The sequence below is a fragment of the Rugamonas sp. GW822-FHT03B10 genome (assembly GCF_058801745.1).
In genome coordinates this window covers 1-16839 of the sequence record NZ_JBXANP010000016.1, presented here as the reverse complement: position 1 = coordinate 16839, position 16839 = coordinate 1, and the positions used below count along the sequence as shown (strand labels likewise).

General features: G+C 56.4%; 15 protein-coding genes and 1 pseudogene. 11 read left to right on the top strand and 5 right to left on the bottom strand.

Annotation, left to right across the window (positions count from 1 at the left end; translation table 11 throughout):
- The first annotated feature begins 7 nt into the window (after nt 1–7).
- The 5 genes from AC1RQG_RS21305 (at nt 8) to AC1RQG_RS21285 (ending at nt 3646) form a co-directional block, all read left to right on the top strand.
- Nucleotides 8–1354 (top strand): penicillin-binding protein activator, encoded by a 1347-nt coding sequence (locus tag AC1RQG_RS21305; RefSeq protein WP_493134346.1) that lies wholly within the window; start codon nt 8–10, stop codon nt 1352–1354.
- Nucleotides 1355–1361: 7 nt separating this feature from the next.
- A complete protein-coding gene (locus AC1RQG_RS21300; protein ID WP_493134344.1) occupies nt 1362–1712 on the top strand; it encodes a YraN family protein in 351 nt (116 codons plus the stop codon).
- 56 nt (nt 1713–1768) lie between these two features.
- Nucleotides 1769–2365: a phosphoheptose isomerase gene (locus AC1RQG_RS21295; protein ID WP_493134342.1), complete on the top strand. Its 597-nt coding sequence runs from the start codon at nt 1769–1771 to the stop codon at nt 2363–2365.
- The gene (locus AC1RQG_RS21290) at nt 2358–3035 is read left to right on the top strand and encodes a BON domain-containing protein (RefSeq protein WP_493134340.1); all 678 of its coding nucleotides are present in this window, start codon (nt 2358–2360) and stop codon (nt 3033–3035) included. The genes AC1RQG_RS21295 and AC1RQG_RS21290 overlap by 8 nt, the downstream gene beginning before the upstream one ends.
- Nucleotides 3036–3124: 89 nt before the next feature.
- Nucleotides 3125–3646: a TlpA disulfide reductase family protein gene (locus AC1RQG_RS21285; RefSeq protein WP_182160897.1), complete on the top strand. Its 522-nt coding sequence runs from the start codon at nt 3125–3127 to the stop codon at nt 3644–3646.
- 30 nt (nt 3647–3676) lie between these two features.
- On the opposite strand, the gene AC1RQG_RS21280 is transcribed toward AC1RQG_RS21285, so the two are convergent.
- From AC1RQG_RS21280 to AC1RQG_RS21260, 5 genes and pseudogenes are all read right to left on the bottom strand, one after another.
- A complete protein-coding gene (locus AC1RQG_RS21280) occupies nt 3677–4534 on the bottom strand; it encodes a DUF3034 family protein (RefSeq protein ID WP_493134496.1) in 858 nt (285 codons plus the stop codon).
- Between the two features lie 45 nt (nt 4535–4579).
- Nucleotides 4580–4981, bottom strand: a pseudogene (locus AC1RQG_RS21275) (group I truncated hemoglobin); the annotation flags it as partial.
- A gap of 9 nt (nt 4982–4990) precedes the next feature.
- The gene (locus tag AC1RQG_RS21270) at nt 4991–5413 is read right to left on the bottom strand and encodes a PaaI family thioesterase (RefSeq protein WP_493134338.1); all 423 of its coding nucleotides are present in this window, start codon (nt 5411–5413) and stop codon (nt 4991–4993) included.
- A 262-nt stretch (nt 5414–5675) separates the two neighbouring features.
- Nucleotides 5676–7481 (bottom strand): hypothetical protein, encoded by a 1806-nt coding sequence (locus tag AC1RQG_RS21265; protein WP_493134336.1) that lies wholly within the window; start codon nt 7479–7481, stop codon nt 5676–5678.
- 406 nt (nt 7482–7887) lie between these two features.
- Nucleotides 7888–9576: a TOPRIM nucleotidyl transferase/hydrolase domain-containing protein gene (locus tag AC1RQG_RS21260; protein ID WP_493134334.1), complete on the bottom strand. Its 1689-nt coding sequence runs from the start codon at nt 9574–9576 to the stop codon at nt 7888–7890.
- A gap of 87 nt (nt 9577–9663) precedes the next feature.
- Here AC1RQG_RS21260 and AC1RQG_RS21255 point away from each other — a divergent pair, with 87 nt between their 5' ends.
- The 6 genes from AC1RQG_RS21255 (at nt 9664) to AC1RQG_RS21230 (ending at nt 16794) form a co-directional block, all read left to right on the top strand.
- Nucleotides 9664–12045 (top strand): TOTE conflict system archaeo-eukaryotic primase domain-containing protein, encoded by a 2382-nt coding sequence (locus AC1RQG_RS21255; RefSeq protein WP_493134332.1) that lies wholly within the window; start codon nt 9664–9666, stop codon nt 12043–12045.
- Nucleotides 12046–12117: 72 nt separating this feature from the next.
- The gene (locus tag AC1RQG_RS21250; protein ID WP_493134331.1) at nt 12118–12792 is read left to right on the top strand and encodes a hypothetical protein; all 675 of its coding nucleotides are present in this window, start codon (nt 12118–12120) and stop codon (nt 12790–12792) included.
- A gap of 4 nt (nt 12793–12796) precedes the next feature.
- The gene (locus AC1RQG_RS21245) at nt 12797–13456 is read left to right on the top strand and encodes a TnsA endonuclease N-terminal domain-containing protein (protein WP_493134329.1); all 660 of its coding nucleotides are present in this window, start codon (nt 12797–12799) and stop codon (nt 13454–13456) included.
- The gene (locus AC1RQG_RS21240) at nt 13453–15375 is read left to right on the top strand and encodes a transposase (protein WP_493134327.1); all 1923 of its coding nucleotides are present in this window, start codon (nt 13453–13455) and stop codon (nt 15373–15375) included. The genes AC1RQG_RS21245 and AC1RQG_RS21240 overlap by 4 nt, the downstream gene beginning before the upstream one ends.
- Nucleotides 15368–16282 (top strand): TniB family NTP-binding protein, encoded by a 915-nt coding sequence (locus tag AC1RQG_RS21235; RefSeq protein ID WP_493134325.1) that lies wholly within the window; start codon nt 15368–15370, stop codon nt 16280–16282. Before AC1RQG_RS21240 ends, AC1RQG_RS21235 begins: the two co-directional genes overlap by 8 nt.
- Before the next feature lie 2 nt (nt 16283–16284).
- On the top strand, nt 16285–16794 hold the full coding sequence (locus AC1RQG_RS21230) for a TniQ family protein (protein WP_493134323.1): 510 nt from the start codon (nt 16285–16287) through the stop codon (nt 16792–16794).
- The last annotated feature ends 45 nt before the right edge of the window (nt 16795–16839 follow it).

Genomic DNA, 16839 nt, shown 5'->3' with positions numbered 1-16839 from the left:
AGGCAGGATGCTGGCTAAGAGTGTGAGATTGCTGTTGCTGGGCATTGCGGCCGGACTGGCCGGCTGCAGCACGCCCTGCGGCGCGCCCGGGCGATTGTGCGCGCCTATCACCTCAATTACAAGCCCGCCGCCCGCGCCCGTCGCCGTGCCGGCGCCCCGGCCCGCGCCCGAACCGCCGCCACGGCCGGCCGAAACCTTCGCCGTCGCCATGCCCGGCGTCGGCGGCCAGTCCGGCGCGACCGGCACCGCGCTGCCGTCGCTGTCCTCCGCCCCGGCCGCCGCCAGCGCGCCGGTGGCCGACATGGACGCCATCCCCTCCAACGCCCCGCTGCGCGTGGCGCTGCTGCTACCGCTGCGCTCGGACACGCTGGGCCAGGCCGCCGCCGCCGTCAAAGCCGGCTTCCTGGCCGCCTGGGAGCGCGACCGCGACGGCGTGACCGTCACCGTGGCCGACACCGGCGACGCCACCAGCGACGTGCTGGCCACCTACGCCAGCGCCCAGGAACAGGCGGACCTGGTCGTGGGCCCGCTGGGCCGCTCCGCCGTCGGCGCGCTGGCCGCCAGCCCGCTGCTGCGCAAACCCACCATCGCCCTCAACACGCCCGACGGCTACGGCAACCCGGGCCAGCCGCCCCTGCCGCCGCGCATGCTGGCGATGGGCCTGTCGATCGAGGAGGAGGCGCGCCAGGCCGCCAACTGGGCGTCCAGCGAACATCCGGGCGCCAGCGCGCTGGTGCTGGCCACCGGCACGCCGTGGCAGCGCCGCATCGCCGCCGCCTTCGCCAGCCAGTGGCAGCGCCAGGGGCTGGCCGTCAGGACGGTGGAACTGGGCGCGGCCAACGGCTACCTGAACGACCCCGAACTGGTGCAGCTGCGCGCGCGCCTGCAAACGGACCCGCCCGGCCTGCTGTTCGCGGCGCTGGACGCGTCCCAGACCCGCCAGCTGCGCGGCGCGCTCGACGGGGCGCTGCCGGAGCCGCCGCCCATCTACGGCACCTCGTCGCTCAACCCCGGCAACGGCAACAGCTTCCCCACCCAGGAGCTGGACGGCGTGCGCCTGCTCGATCTGCCGTGGCAGCTGCAGGCCGACCATCCGGCCGTGATGGTCTATCCCCATCCGCCCCAGCCCGAGGAACGCAAGCCCGGCGCGGCCGACCTGGAGCGGCTGTACGCGCTGGGCATCGACGCCTACCGCGTGGCGCGCGAGATCGGCCACCACACGGGCGTGCGCTTCCAGCTCGACGGCGTGACGGGCCGGCTGACGGTCAGCTTCGGCATGGGGCCGGCCAGCTTCGAGCGCATCGAGCAGGCCGCCGTGTACAAGAACGGCGTGCCGCAGCCTGTGACGCCGTGAGCGCGCCATGGCCCGCACCGACCGGCAGCGGCTCGGCACGCAGGGCGAGGACGAGGCGCTGGCCCACCTGACGCTGCACGGGCTGACGCTGGTGGCCCGCAATTTCCTGTGCAAGGGCGGCGAGATCGACCTGATCATGCGCGACGGCGCCCACCTGGTGTTCGTCGAAGTGCGGCGCCGGGCCGACGCGCGCCATGGCGGGGCCGCCGCCAGCATCACGGCGCGCAAGCAGCAGCGCATGGTGCGCGCGGCCCAGGTCTACCTGCTGCGCTGCGCGCCGCTGCCGCCGTGCCGCTTCGACGTGGTGGCCATCGACGGCGGCCAGTTGCGCTGGCTGCGCAACGTGCTGCAAATGTAAGCATTTTTTTCAGCGCTTGTGGGGCGGGCACGGCCATTGCACTATAATCGCCGACTATGAATACTCAACGCATCCTGTCGCACTTCCACGAAAGTGCCGAACTCAAAATCCAATCGGCCACCGTGCTCGCCCAGCCGATCTCGCAAGCGATCGAGATGATGTTCTCCGCGCTCTCGAACGGCAACAAGATCCTCGTGTGCGGCAACGGCGGCTCGGCCGCCGACGCCCAGCACTTCGCGGCCGAACTGGTGGGCCGTTTCGAACGCGAACGCTTCCCGCTGCCGGCGCTGGCGCTGACCACCGACACCTCGATCCTGACGGCCGTGGCCAACGACTACAGCTACCGCGAGATCTTCTCCAAGCAGGTGCAGGCGTTCGGCCAGGCCGGCGACATCCTGCTGGCGCTGTCCACCTCGGGCAATTCGGCCAACGTGATGGCGGCCATCGAGGCGGCGCTGGAGCGCGAGATGCGCGTGGTGGCCATGACGGGCAAGGGCGGCGGCGCGATCGGCAAGATGCTGACCGACGCCGACGTCCACATCTGCGTGCCGGCGGACCGCACGGCCCGCATCCAGGAAGTGCACCTGCTGACCATACACTGCATCTGCGACGGCATCGATGTCGCCCTATTCGGAGGAGACGTCAATGAGTAAGCCAATGATCAATACCCGCGCCGGCCGGCGCTGGCAACGCCCGCTGGCCATGACGCTGCTGTGCGGCGCCATGCTGGCGACCCTGTCGGGCTGCGTGGAGATGATGGTCGGCGGCGCCGTGGTGGGCACCGTGGCCGCCTCCGACCGCCGCACCTTCGGCGCGCAGACGGAAGACCAGGCCATCGTGGTGAAGGCCGAGATCAAGGTGCACAACCTGGTGGGCGACGCCGGCCACGTGAACATCAACAGCTTCAACCGCCGCGCCCTGCTGACGGGCGAGGTGCGCGACCAGGCCATGAAGGAGCAGGTCGAGCGTGAAGTGCGCGGCATCGAGGGCGTGGCCTCGACCGTGAACGAACTGGAGATCGCGGGTCTGAGCAGCTTCACCTCGCGCTCCAACGACGCGCTGATCACCACCAAGGTCAAGGCCAGCCTGGTGGACCAGAAGGACATCTCGGCCAACACCTTCAAGGTGGTGACGGAGCGCGGCGCCGTGTTCCTGATGGGCCGCGTGACCCAGCGTGAAGGCACCATCGCGGCCGAGGTGGCGCGCGGCGTGAGCGGCGTGACCAAAGTGGTCAAGGTGTTCGAATACATCTCGGAAGAGGAATGGAAGACCTACCAGCCCAAGCCCACGCCTGCCCAGGCGGCGCAGGGCGGCGGCCAGTGACGGCCGCAAGGCACGCTTAAGAAAGCGGGTCTATAATGATCCGTACCTGATTTCGCAGCCCTAAATGGCATAAGTAGCCGATCCCGACCATGCAAGCGACAACTTCCTCCTCCAAGGCCTGGCTCAAGCCCGCGCTGGCAGCCGTGCTGCTGGCCGGCGCCGGCCTGGCCGCCTACGCCACGCTGAACCAGCGCAGCAGCGCGCCGGCCGTCACGTTCATGAGCATCAAGGGCGAGAAGATTTCGCCGGAGAGCCTGCATGGCAAGGTGGTGATGGTCAATTTCTGGGCCACGTCGTGCGCCACCTGCGTGGCCGAGATGCCGCAGATGGTGGAAACGTACAACAAGTACAAGTCGCAGGGGCTGGAATTCGTGGCCGTGGCCATGAAGGACGACCCGCCCAACTACGTCGTCAACTACGCCGAAACGCGCCAGCTGCCGTTCAAGGTGGCGCTGGACGTGGCCGGCGACGCGGCCAAGGCCTACGGCAACGTGGCCATGACGCCGACCACCTTCGTCATCGACAAGGATGGCAAGATCCTCAAGCGCTACGTGGGCCAGCCGGAATTCCCGGCCCTGCACAAGCTGCTGGAAAAAGCCCTGCAAGGTTAAAAAAAGGAGCCGCCGGCTCCTTTTTTTACGTCAGAAGCCAGCCTGCAGCGACACGTAGGGGCCACGCTGGCGCACCGGATTGAACACCGTGATATCGCCCAGCACCGCGTAGGCCGCCGTCACCGACACGTGCTTGTTGGGGAACCAGGCGACGAAGGCGTCGTAATAGGCCTTCTCGTCATCGACGCTCAGGTTGTGCGGCTTGCGCCGGTATTCCACGCCCAGCACCAGCTTGCGGTCGGCCAGCCACGCCACAGACACTTCCGGCATCAGGCGCATGCTGTCGCCGCGGTCGCCACCAAAGCCCAACAAGCCCATCTGGTTGGCGCGGGTGGCGCGCAACGTGCCGTTCAGCAGCAGGCTGTGGTCGAGCAGCAGCTTGGTGGCCGCCACGTAGTAGTCGTAACCGTGGTCCTCGCGCGCGCCCAGCTGGCGCACGTCCGTCACGCCCAGCGCGCCCAGCCCGCCCACGTTCTTGTCACGCTTGTAGAGCACACCGATGGCCAGTTGCGGCATCGCGCTGTCCTGCCCATAGACGGCATCGCCGGCCACGCGCAGCTTGAGGCCGACGATGTCCTGGCGCAGCCGGAGGTGGTCCAGCGGCGCCAGGCTGCCCGTGAAGGTCTGCTCGGCCAGCGACAATTCCAGCCGGTCCGCCACGCCCACGGCCACGCCGCCGCTGCCCAGCGCATAGTCCTGCGTGCGCACCCACGTGTAGTGGGCGTTGGCGCCCCAGCTGTCGCGGCTGCCGTAGCCGGCGATCAGGGCCCACGGGGTGAGGCCGCCGCCGGCCGCGCCTTCCAGCTGGCTGACGCCGCCCGTGGCCAGGAACTTGCCCAGGTCCGGCCGGCCTGGCTCGGCGCGCGCTGTGACGATCATGGCGCGCATCGGCGCCAGCCGCGCGATCAGGCGGTTGGCGACGCCGTTGGATACCCCGTTGCGCGCCATGGCCAGTTGCAAATCCTCGGCCAGCGCGTTGAACTGGGTGTCGGTGATCTTCAGGTCCTGGTGCACGGTCGTCATGTCGCGCACGGTGCCCACGCCGTCCATGGTCTTGTCGCGGTATTTGCCGGTGTAGGCGCAGGGGCCGCCGCCCACTTCGCAGAACTGCTCGGCCAGACGTTGGGCCAGCTGCTCCATGTCGAAATCCTCGAACGTGTCGCGGATCACGGGATCGGCCAGCACCAGCGGAATGAAGGTGGCGACGATTTTGCGGATGCCATCCTGTCCGCCCAGTCCCCGGTAGACGGCATCGTCCGGGGCCGACGGCTGCGCCGTGGCCAGCGCGGCCGGCAGCAGCAGCGCCAGGCCCGCCCGCGCAATCGATCGTCCCATGTCGGCTCCTTATTTCGGGTACAGCAGCATCTGCGTGCAGCGGAACAGCGCCATGGTCTTGCCGCTGGCCTTGTTGCGCACGGTGGCGTCCCACACCTGGGTGGTCTTGCCCAGATGGACCACGGTGGCCGTGGCCACCACCGTCCCTTCGCGCGCCGTGCCCAGGTGGTTCGATTTCAGTTCGATGGTGGTGAAGCTGGCCGCGCCTTCGGGCAGGTGGGCCACGCAGGCGTAACCGCAGGCCGTGTCGGCCAGCGTCACCACGCTGCCCGCGTGCAGGTAGCCGTTGGGCGCCAGGTGCTGCGGCGTGACCTCGAATTCGGCCGTCACGCTGCCTTCGCGCACCTCAGTGACGACGATCCCCAGGTGGGCCGGCAAGGTGCCGACGCCGAACTGGTTGAAATAGGCGGGGGTGAATTTGTTGTCGTTCATGGGAGCTGGGGTCGGAATCGGTTGCGGGCGGGTTGCGCCACGGGATGGACCCGTGCGTAGCGACGATGATAGCAACTTTCTCCCAAACACGTGGCGCGGCGCCCAACACGCACAAAAAAGGCCGCTGACATCAGCGGCCTTGCACTTGCGGCGACGCGCGGTGGCGCTTATTCGCCAGCTGTGAGCAGTCAGAAGTTCACGAGACAATTGGGGCGCTTTCATGCGATTTTATCCAGAAGTTGATGAGACAATTTTTAGAAGTTCATGAGACAAATTTCGAGGGATCATTGTCTGTGCGGTTCCAAAAATCCTGAAGGTGGAGCGTCGCGCCGGTAACTCGTATCGAAACCGGCATCGGACGGAGGTCAGGCACCTGCTCATACTCTTCGAGAAGTCGCGCATGGATATCTCGCAAGGAACGCTCAGAAGGGCCAACTTCCATGCGTGCACGGATAAACTGCGGCCACACCGCCATTGCCAAAGAAGGTGCATCTGTCTTAACACCGTAGCCCTGCGTGCGGACAGAAGATCTTGAAATGCCAAAGATCAAGACACCTTTGACCCCTTCACGACGTTTCTGTTTAAGCCGCAGCGACTGATCGAGTGCCGAAATACCGTTTTCCTTAATCCACGACATTATCTTCTCAGACCAGTCAGTCAGCTCAGCTGAGAGATTCGCAGCTTTGCTTCGGAGTTGGCGAACGTCGTTGGTTGAATAATCTTGCCACTTCAACTGGAAGATCCCGACATCGCCGGTAAGCCGGTCATAGATTGCCGCGTCGATATCCGTCAAGACTGCCCCTTTATGACGCAACTTGAGGTTACCAGGGAAACAAATGTAGCGCCGACCACGGAACATCGCGTAGAGATGCTCCCGCATCCAATTCTCGCGGTCAGCCGCGACTGCGTGTTCAGTACGCGGGTCTAACCACTGTTGCTGGGTTTTAGCAGCTGTGAAGGGGTTTCGGGTCAAGCACGACACCGGCCGCAAGATGAAGCCATTGCCTAGGTCAAAGAGTAAGGGAATCAAGGGGGTAGAGTGATCGTATAGCTTCTTTGCCTGCTCTGATGTCATCGCCAGCGCATTGAATACGCTATGGACGACAGGCCCGGGGCGTCCGCTCATGATGGAAATCGACTCCTCCAAGGCGGCTCGTGGCCCCCAGATGGTCAAGCTTTGACCGACGGACACATGGTTATACATCTTCTTCGCCACTGACACGCAGGCGAAATGCTTGGAGTGAAGGCTAATGAGCGAGGCACCCACGCCTGCGATGTCGGCACCGGTGATTGAGCCCAACATCGCCTCGGGGTGTATGCCCGAGGCCTCGCGCCAATGCGTCGCTAGCGACAAAGCTTCAGCCATGTAGTGCTTATCGACCTCAATGCGAGCGTCGTAGGCCACCATCACGCCTCGTCCAGTGTCCCAAGGCCTCACTAGTGACTTGATGAGTTCCTCGATATCGGGCCTATACCACTTTTTGAGCGGCACATCGGCCGCAGCCATGTAGTTGCCCGGCATATTGGGGAAACGCAAGGCGTCGCGCATCAAAGCCATCGTCCAACCCGCGCTCGACGCAGGCAACAGCGCTTCTGCGGCTTTCAGGCGGCCCGACTCTTGAGCATCAGCAAACTGTGCTCGCGCGTCTTCGCCCATGTGAATTTGGAACTCGTCAGCATCTCTTGTAACAGCCACAATGCCCCGCTCACACATGTCGGCCAAGCGACGCAATAGCGAAACCTTGCCGAATTCTTGCATGAGGCCAGCTGCGAATACACGCGATTCGTGTGTGCTTTCCCTCAGAGGGAAGGCATCTGTCTTGTCTATTGGCTCAAAGAGTTCCGCGACAGCTCTGTTCCATCCCCAATACATCAGGTCGATCGATTGCGCGACTTTCTCGCTGTTGCCGATCAGGCCTGGAGCATGCGTTCCCCAGTAGTCCATCGCTCGGACCACTTCAATGAAAAGGGCAAAACGATCCATACGATCGCTCGGCAATGCCTTGAGGATGGCTCCGAGATGGGCCTCCGCCAAGTCCCTAAAGGCTTGTGCATTAGGATCGGTCACGGTTCCACCTCGCAATGGAGAACTCGCTTCTCCGAGCGACTTGCCGCCCTCGATCAACGAACTCGGGCCGACTTACGCGCTGGAAATGGTGTCGGCTTCGTGCGTCAACCATTGTCATACGCAAGCTTCCTTTTTTAGACGAGCGGTCTAACGAATATTATTCATTTCTTCCTCCGGCGAAGCCAGTAAAGTGCACCATCGCTCCAGTCGCCGATTAACGCCGTTAGATTGCCCCACCATCGCCGAAGATGGTTATTGGGATTGTAAGCCAAAATGATAGGCAATTGGCAACGACATGTCGGGCAGGGCTGCACGCAATCGCTCGCCGCCATGGGACCTCCTTTCACTACAAAATGAATGTTTGGAGGGCACGTGGGAGATTGAGCATGCATGGCCTTCAGCAGGGCTATTTCTTCGACAGAAATTTGGGTTTGATCGCGAATTTCTTAGCTGCCTCAAGTAGGTCCTTTACTTCTATTGGTATGTCCTTAACCTCAATGGATGAAGAGATCAATTTGGCGAATTTTACCTTGTCGAACTTAGCCTTTTTTTTGTCGTGTAAAATACGACCGATATTTTGTCCAAAATCCTTAGACGTATCAAAATCCTCAATCAGAATTGATTTGCCATCCGGGTACATCAAATTTAATATTTCAACTGATTTTGAGAGATTGAACAAATCCTCAAAGCAACCTTTTTTTATGTGGATTAGATGATACTTATCTCGATTATCTTTTACTAGGCGCGAAATATTTTCAGCCTCTTTCAGAGCGTCCGAATCTAATAAACATATCATTTTCATCAAAGGAAATTTTTCTCTTTGACTCATGAATTCTGCCTCTAGTTTTTGCTTAGATTTTGCATTAAATACTTTAATGTTTTCTTTTGTTAAAAATAGACCACTTTTCAGCGCTAAAATCGGAATAGAAATCTCTTCACTTTCGCCTTCGACTAGAATCAAGCAATCAGGTTTTGCCACATCATTGATTTTCGTAATAATCGAAGTAACCGCCTCAACAACAAGCTTCTTCTGCGCTATCATAAAATCCAATGAATATTGTAGACCTGCTCTCTTCGCTAACTTTCTATTATTAATAAGCAGCATATATTGAGCCACCTCTTCAGGTATAGTTATTTCTTGTGGCTCACCACAACACGGACATATCGATACATCTTTGAGGGTTTCGGCAGACGCAAGCGAGGCTGCTCTAATTTCTTCGAATTCCTGTTTAAATTCAGGATTAGCGAGATCTGATTCAATTCCACTCAGACCGCGACGCTTAAAAGAAGCATGATCAATACAGAAGAAAGTCGCTCCAAGTGCACCTTGGAACGCAAAACTAAAATTCTCTGAAACATTCATTCCCGGAAAAACCTTCGATAATTCTCTATTTTGTCGGTTAATATGATCACCGTACGTTTTGAAGAACACCGATAGTTCTTCTAAAGGTGGAAAATTCATCAAACGAAATAGCAGGCGTAGCTGATCGGTGCGTTTCGTTGGCAATCGATCTGCAGGAATCATTGAGTCGATTTTGACAAATTCCGGCACACCGAGCTGAATTAATATGTCGGCGTAGTTTTGCTCAATTTCATCATCCGAAATTTTTAATAACCGTTTTAAGAGAATTAATTCAGCATCCGAGCCAAGATTTTTTGAAAAATCGCAAATGTTGAGCGTGTATGGACTAATTTCAATATGCCAATCAAATATATACTCATGTTGCGGCAGATATTTTTTGTACAAACACTCTAGAATAGATTTCCAAAACGATTTATAAAGATGAAACTTATCTGTGATAAGAAGCTTACTTACAATTTCTGAAGAATCGACCATAAACAGGTGTAAAAATTCATCAATTAAATTGTCAAATTTAAATGATTCAACACTTGTCAACGACATGTCGATCAATACCATAAAAGAGTCTTTTACTAAACCTGACATATCTTGCAAATGTATTTTATCCGTGTTGGGCATATGAATTATAAGTAGGTGAACAAAATCATTAATTGATAAACTAACAATAATGCAGGAGTGAGACAATTTAGGAATTTTGACGTATATTTCTCCAGAAGTTGGCGAGACAACGTCCATGAGGTTGCACCAACACCTAGGAACGCCCCGTACTCGATCTTGATTTTCGATGGGCGTTTATATCCATAGTCGCAAAACTAGCCTCGCATGTCAAAGATCGACGCGGAAATCGCTCAGCTACGCGCTGAAAATGCAGCATTGAAAGCGCTGCTGGCCATGCATGGCATTGCGGCGCCGCTCTCAATGGTGGCCGCCGCGCCGGTGATCCAACGTGATTCCAGCCAATTATCGCCCGAGGCGAAGGTCAAGCTCTTCCGACGGCTCTTTCGTGGTCGGGAGGATATCTACCCTGTCCGCTGGATAAGCAAGACGACGGAAAAACCCGGATATTCCCCCGTCTGTGCAAATGAATGGCGTCGCGGCGTTTGCGAAAAGCCGAGAATAAAATGCAGCGAGTGCAGCCATAGCTTGTTTGCGCCCGTCACCGACTACGTCGTCTTCCGACATCTCAGGGGTGAGATCACTGCCGGTGTCTATCCGCTTCTGCTCGATAACCGATGCTATTTTCTTGCTATCGATTTCGACGACGCAGATTGGCGCGAGGACGCGCGCGCGGTATTGAAAACCTGCGTTGAAAACGATCTCCCTGCGGCATTGGAAATTTCGCGCTCCGGCTCCGGCGCACATCTTTGGCTTTTCTTTGCGAACGCGACGCCAGCAAGGGACGTGCGGCGGCTCGGAGCCGCACTAATTAGCGCAACCTGCGCTCGCACCCGGCAGTTGACTCTAAAATCTTATGACCGTCTTTTCCCAAATCAAGACACCATGCCGAAAGGCGGATTTGGCAACCTAATTGCCTTGCCGCTGCAAAAGGAGCCTCGCGATCTCGGGCGTAGTGTCTTTGTCGATGCGGACTTGCAACAGCTCCCTGACCAGTGGGCATTTCTGGAAAACATCAAGCCCCTCCCACAAAGCCGCATCGAAACGGCGTTGACCAAGCTCGTTGGCGACCGCCACCCGCTGGACATCGCATACGCCGAGGTACCGGAAGAGAATGCCGATGCGCCATGGGTCCGCCCTGCCAAACCTGATGTCAAACTTAACGGCATCATGCCGAAAGCTATCAAGGCGACAATCGCAGCGCAATTATTCATTGAAAAAGCTGGCCTGCCGCAATCGCTGATGAACCGCCTGATTCGCATTGCGGCGTTTCAAAATCCCGACTTCTACAAGCTTCAGGCAACGCTCAGGTCCACCTGGAATACGCCTCGAATTATCAGTCGCGCAGAGAACCATGAAAAATTCGTGTCATTGCCGCGAGGCTGTCTAAGTGATGTTGAGGCTCTGCTCGCCGTCAACAAAATTGAACTCCGTCTGAGCGACGCACGCTCGACGGGAAAGCCAATAAACGCAACGTTCCAAGGCGTGCTTCGCCAGGATCAACAGGAAGCGCTCGATGCAGTCGTAAAACATGATTTCGGCATGCTGATTGCGCCGACCGCATTTGGAAAGACGGTCACCGCAGCGGCCATTATTGCCAAGAGAAAAGTGAGCACCTTGGTCATTGTCCACCGCGCCGACTTGATGCGGCAATGGCAGGAGCGACTTGGAAGCTTTATCGGATTGGACGACCAGAAGATTGGCCTTATCGGCGCAGGCAAAAAGAAGTCGACTGGACTACTCGACATCGCGGTCATTCAAAGCCTTGCACGCCGCGAGGACCTTCCTGAGCTATTCAGCCAATACGGGCAGGTTATCATTGATGAGGCACACCACTTAACAGCAGAAACGTTCGAAGCCGTCTTGAAGCAAGCTAGCTCACGCTATGTTCTCGGACTCAGCGCTACCCCTGTTCGCAGCAATGGCCACCACCCGATCATCTTCATGCAATCCGGCCCCGTCAGGAATATCGCCAAGAGTCCAGCACATGTCCCGGATCAACTCATGGTCCGCGTCCGTCACCTTCCGACGCCATCGATTTCACCGCACGCCAGCATTCAGGAAGTCATCCGACTTCTGGCCGAGGACAGCGATCGAAACGCACGCATCGTCGCCGACGCGATCAGCGCGTTGAGAAATGGACGGAAGGTATTGTTACTGACCAAACGAACAGAACACCTCGACCTACTGCATACGCACTTTGCGAATGTCGAATACCCATGCTTCATGCTGCACGGGCGCATGAAGGCCAAAGAGCGCCAGGCGATCATCAAAGCCCTGGCAGAATTGCCCGAAGATGCCCCACACATTTTACTGGCCAGTGCTCAACTGGTCGGCGAAGGTTTCGATCATGCCCCATTAGATACCTTGATCTTGACGCTTCCAATCTCGTGGACAGGGACGCTGCAGCAGTATGCCGGTCGTTTGCATCGCGACCATGCGAGCAAAACCGATATCCTAATTTACGACTACGTCGAGCAGGATCATCCTCAGCTCTACAGAATGTGGGAAAAGCGCCAACGAGGTTATCGAGCGATGGGCTACCAGGTGGATGCGGATCAACAGCAATTCCGCCTTGGGTCCCTATGATAGATACATTCAAGTCGCCACCCCAAACGATTTCATTGACGTCGCGTCGAAAAAACAAAAAGGGAACCGCTGATGGATATCTATTATTTCTTTAAATCACGCGTGAATTTCGTGCGCCAATTTTACGACACTGCATCTACGCCTTATGTCGAGCGCAAGCGATTGATCACCGCTCAAGAGGAGCCGTTTGTACCACCGTATAGCGAAGATGATGAACCCGCATTTCTTGATGAATGGATCGAAGCCGATGAGTCCCTGCATGTGCTGGCATATTCATGCATTTCCATGCTTGCCTCTGCGCTCCATTTGTATCTCGAATCCTGGGTAAGGCAGAGCCGTGTTCCCATCAATGCCGCAACGAAAAAAGTAGCTTTCAAGAACGGATGGCTCGGCGGATATGGCGTTCATTTTTTCGATAATTTTCAGATTGATTTCACAGCTAGCCCTGCCAACGTCCAGTTACTAGAAGAGGTGATACTTGCACGTAACAGCATAGCCCATCCATCCTCTATTACTAGCCATCGCGCGCAGTACTCAAATTCGGATTTCAAAAAATTGCGTAGCCCATTTTTCGTGAGCGAAACGGAGTTTGCCTTATTCGCAGACATTGACGGCGATAAATCCTGGATGATCCCCGCGACCGTACACGTGAGTGAAGAGCAGTTGTCGACTGCAATTTCCGAAATCGAGAACTTCGCTGAGTGGTTTGAAAAGACAATACTCTCCGCTACATCAATACGAAAATGACCGTATGCCAGTTCGCAAAATACCAAAGAATCACCTGACCGTCACCGGCAGCTTCGCCAGCCGAAAGAACGGAAGCATGGGCAGCTTCGAGTCCCTATTGGAAAAGGAATACATGATGCTCTTGGACTTTGATGATGCAGTTGAAAGTTTTGAGGAGCAGCCGGTCAATATTCCTGTACCTGGTGTAGCAAGAGGCTATACCCCTGATGTCCTCGTACATTTTCATGCGAACGCCGCCACTGGAAAAGTTCGCAAGCCCTTTCTTACCGAAATCAAGCATACGGATGATCTCCAGAAAAACGCTGAAAAATACGCGCCTAAATTTGCAGCGGCAGAACAGTACGCCGCCGAACGCAACTGGGAGTTCGGGCTCACCACTGAAATGGAAATCCGCACCGTCCGCCTAATCAATCTCAAATTTCTTAGGGAATATCGCAACATCTTCCCCGACGATGAAAGCTGCACAAAAATCCTTGATCTCGTCAACGAGATGGACGGTGTAGCTTCCCTTCCGCGCCTGCTCCTGCGCTTGGCCGTCAACGATGAAGAACAGCTGTACTGGCTCCCGATTATCTGGAATCTAGTACTCATGCGACGGCTAATTATTAATCTGGACGCCGTGATCGACAGTGACGTCCTATTCAAATTGCCGGAAGCAGCATGAGCAACAAATACAAAGAACCAACGCAACTCTGGCTGAAGGAAGGCGCGACCGTAGTCGACAACGGTCGGGAGTATGTCATTGTGGCGCTGGCGGACCTCAACCTGGTACTCGCCAAGGAAGTGGCTTCTGGTGAGAAGGTGCTGCTCAGAATTGGCGACCTCGGTCCACCGAGGAAAATTGGTACTCCGGATAATGCTTCTGCAGCTAAGCGGGATCTGTTGGAAATATCTGACGAGGAATGGCGCGTTGCCGAAGAGCGTAGGCGCCAGATCGCGCCTCTTCTAGATAGTCCCGTCTATCAACATTCTGGTGCCAAAGCCGATAAGATTGCAGCAGAAGCATGCGTCAGCAGGGCCACAGTCTACCGGTGGGCCGCAGCGTTTCGCGAAACCGGTTTGCTATCCTCACTATTGCCTAGCCTCAGTGCCCGAGGTGGCAAAGGCAAGGGAAGACTACCCGCCGAGGTAGACGCGATCATTATGGATTGTATTGAGAACTTTCACGATACCGAGCAAAACAGATCCATCGCAAAAACAGTGGAAGAGATTAGACGGCGGTGTTCCAATGCCAATCTTCGTTTACCTGCGCTCAACACGATTCGCATACGCATTGACCAATCTAACGGCCGCGAACGCGTGCAAAGTCGTATGGGTAAGGCGGTAGCCCACGACCAGTTTGACCCCATCAAGGGCGTGATTCCCGATGCCGATTGGCCACTAGCCCTAGTTCAAATCGATCACACCTTACTGCCCGTCATTATCGTTGACGACGTGCATCGCAAATCTATTCGCCGCGCCTGGATTACTTTGGCTATCGATGTCTATAGCCGCGTATGTCTCGGAATGTATCTAACGCTGGACGCACCATCGGCTATGTCCGCAGGGATGTGCATTTCGCACGCGATCATGCCCAAGGAAAAGTGGATATCCCGGCTTGGTTTGGGAACCACTTCTGCTGACTGGCCGTACTGGGGTGTCATGGGAATCCTGCATATGGATAACGCACGTGAGTTTCGCGGCGATATGCTTAAATTCGCCTGCAACGAATATGACATTGATCTTCATTTGCGTCCGGTTAAGAAGCCAAGGTACGGTGCGCATATTGAGCGACTGATGGGAACGGTGTCCGAAGGGCTCAAGACCGTCAAGGGTGCAACCTTTTCCGGTCCAGACGAAAAGGGTGTCTACGATGCTGAAGGGAATGCCTGCATGACCTTTAGCGAGCTAGAAAAATGGCTAGTTCTGTTTTTCGCTCGCTACCACCGGAAGGTTCACGCTGGCATTGGAACGACCCCGCTGACTAAATGGCGCGAGGGTTTGCTTGGCACGAAAGGCAAGCCAGGTCGTGGACTACCGGCACGACGCTTGGACGAAGAAAAACTGCGCATCGATTTCATGCCGTTCAAAGAACGGATGATCAAAAACTACGGAGTGGTCATCGACGACGTGCACTACTATCATGACGTATTGCGGCCATGGATAAACACTCCGCATCCAGAATTCCCGCGCCACGGACGCAAATTCCGCTTTCACCGTGATCCACGGGACATCAGCCAGCTGTATTTTTTTGATGAAATTGCCGGGCGCCATTTTTCGATCCCTTACAGGGACACGAGTCTGCCACCGGTAAGTATTTGGGAATTGCGCGAAGCACATCGTCGGGCCGATGAACGGAATATCTCTCACGAGGATGAAAAGGCCGTGTTTGCATTGCTCACTGAACAGCGTTCTCTTGAGGACGATGCCGCCGAGAAAACAAAATCGGCACGGCGCGCGGCGCAGCGGCGCGCTCAGCATGCTAAAGCCCGCAGCGAAACAGCCGAAGCTCTACCCCAAGTCAGTAAATCGGAACCCAGTGACTTACCTCCGGCCGTGCGCGGCTATGATCCGGACGCAGTACTACCGCTCGACGATGACTAACACGCCAATACCAAATCAAGGCAATTATCCGCATCTTAACGATGCCGCACGTGGGCTGATTGATCAGTCGGATAAGGCGCGCATATATGCAATTCAGGCCGGTGCCTGGCTGGGCTACAGGGATGCAAAACGCATCCTAGAGCGTATGGAAGAGCTGCTGGAATATCCGCGTATAACCCGTATGCCGAACATGCTTCTGGTCGCGCCTTCATTCAACGGAAAGACGTCCATTCTCAAGCGTTTTATGTCAATGCATGAACCAGACCTTGATCCCGCAGGCGAAGTTACGATCTGCCCCGTTGTGATGGTAGAGGCACCGCCCAAGCCCGACATATCGGATTTCTATACCCGCATACTAGACGCCTTGATGACGCCCTACAAGCCGACTGCATCAGTCCCGGAAAAATACTCTCAGATAAAACGGCTATTTCGGCAGATGAACGTTCGCATGTTGATCGTTGATGAAATTCACCACTTAATTGCAGGTAGTCTGAACCGGCAACAGGAGTTCCGCAACGCGCTCAAAAGTCTCGGCAATGAAACTATGGTCAGTATTGTTGCTGCCGGCATTGAGGACGCGTATAACGCCTTCAACACCGATCCTCAAATGTCGAGCCGCTTCACGCCGGAGGAACTCCCAACTTGGAGACCGAACAACGAATTCGGCTCGTTGTTGGCCACGCTGGAGCTGCGTGCGCCGCTCAAACTGGCATCGAATCTGAAGGATCCACAGATGATGCTGGCGATTCATACTCGCAGCGAAGGTACCCTAGGTGACATGTGTGACCTCGTCAAGGAACTGGCAGTTGATGCTATTCGGACGGGGGCCGAGCTAATCACACTGGATCGCATTTCCACACTACGTTGGGTGCCACCATCAAAACGGAAGCAATATAAACGACTCTAACTATGAGGAAACTTTCCTCCCAACTTTGGCCGATTCGCTACAAACCCTTACCTGGTGAATTGCTTTCTTGTTGGCTCGTGCGCTTGGCGCATGGGCATGGCATGAAGGCACAGACATTCTGCAATATTGTCTTTGGCGGTCGACAAATTTGGAACCGCGATATTGATCGCCTCGCACCACAATGGTTAATTGACGAGCTTGCTATGCGGACTGGTACCCCTGCAGCAGCCGTTCTCAATACGACCTTGAGATCCTACGAAGGAAAGTTGTATCCCAAGTTTCACTCAGCTGGGATATTAAACGGAGTGTTGGTGCTTCAAATGTACCATCGAAAACGACGAGGGTATGGTCTACAATTTTGTCCGGATTGTTTAGCTGATGATGAAATACCATATTTCAGAAAACGATGGCGAGTTGCTTTCTATACGGTCTGCACGAACCATGGAAATTTCCTTCTTGATCGGTGCCCTATATGCAATATGAATCGCCACGACTCTTGTAGACACTCCTGAGCCATAATTCTAGGCTAAAGGAGTGAGTATGAGCGGCAAACGGTA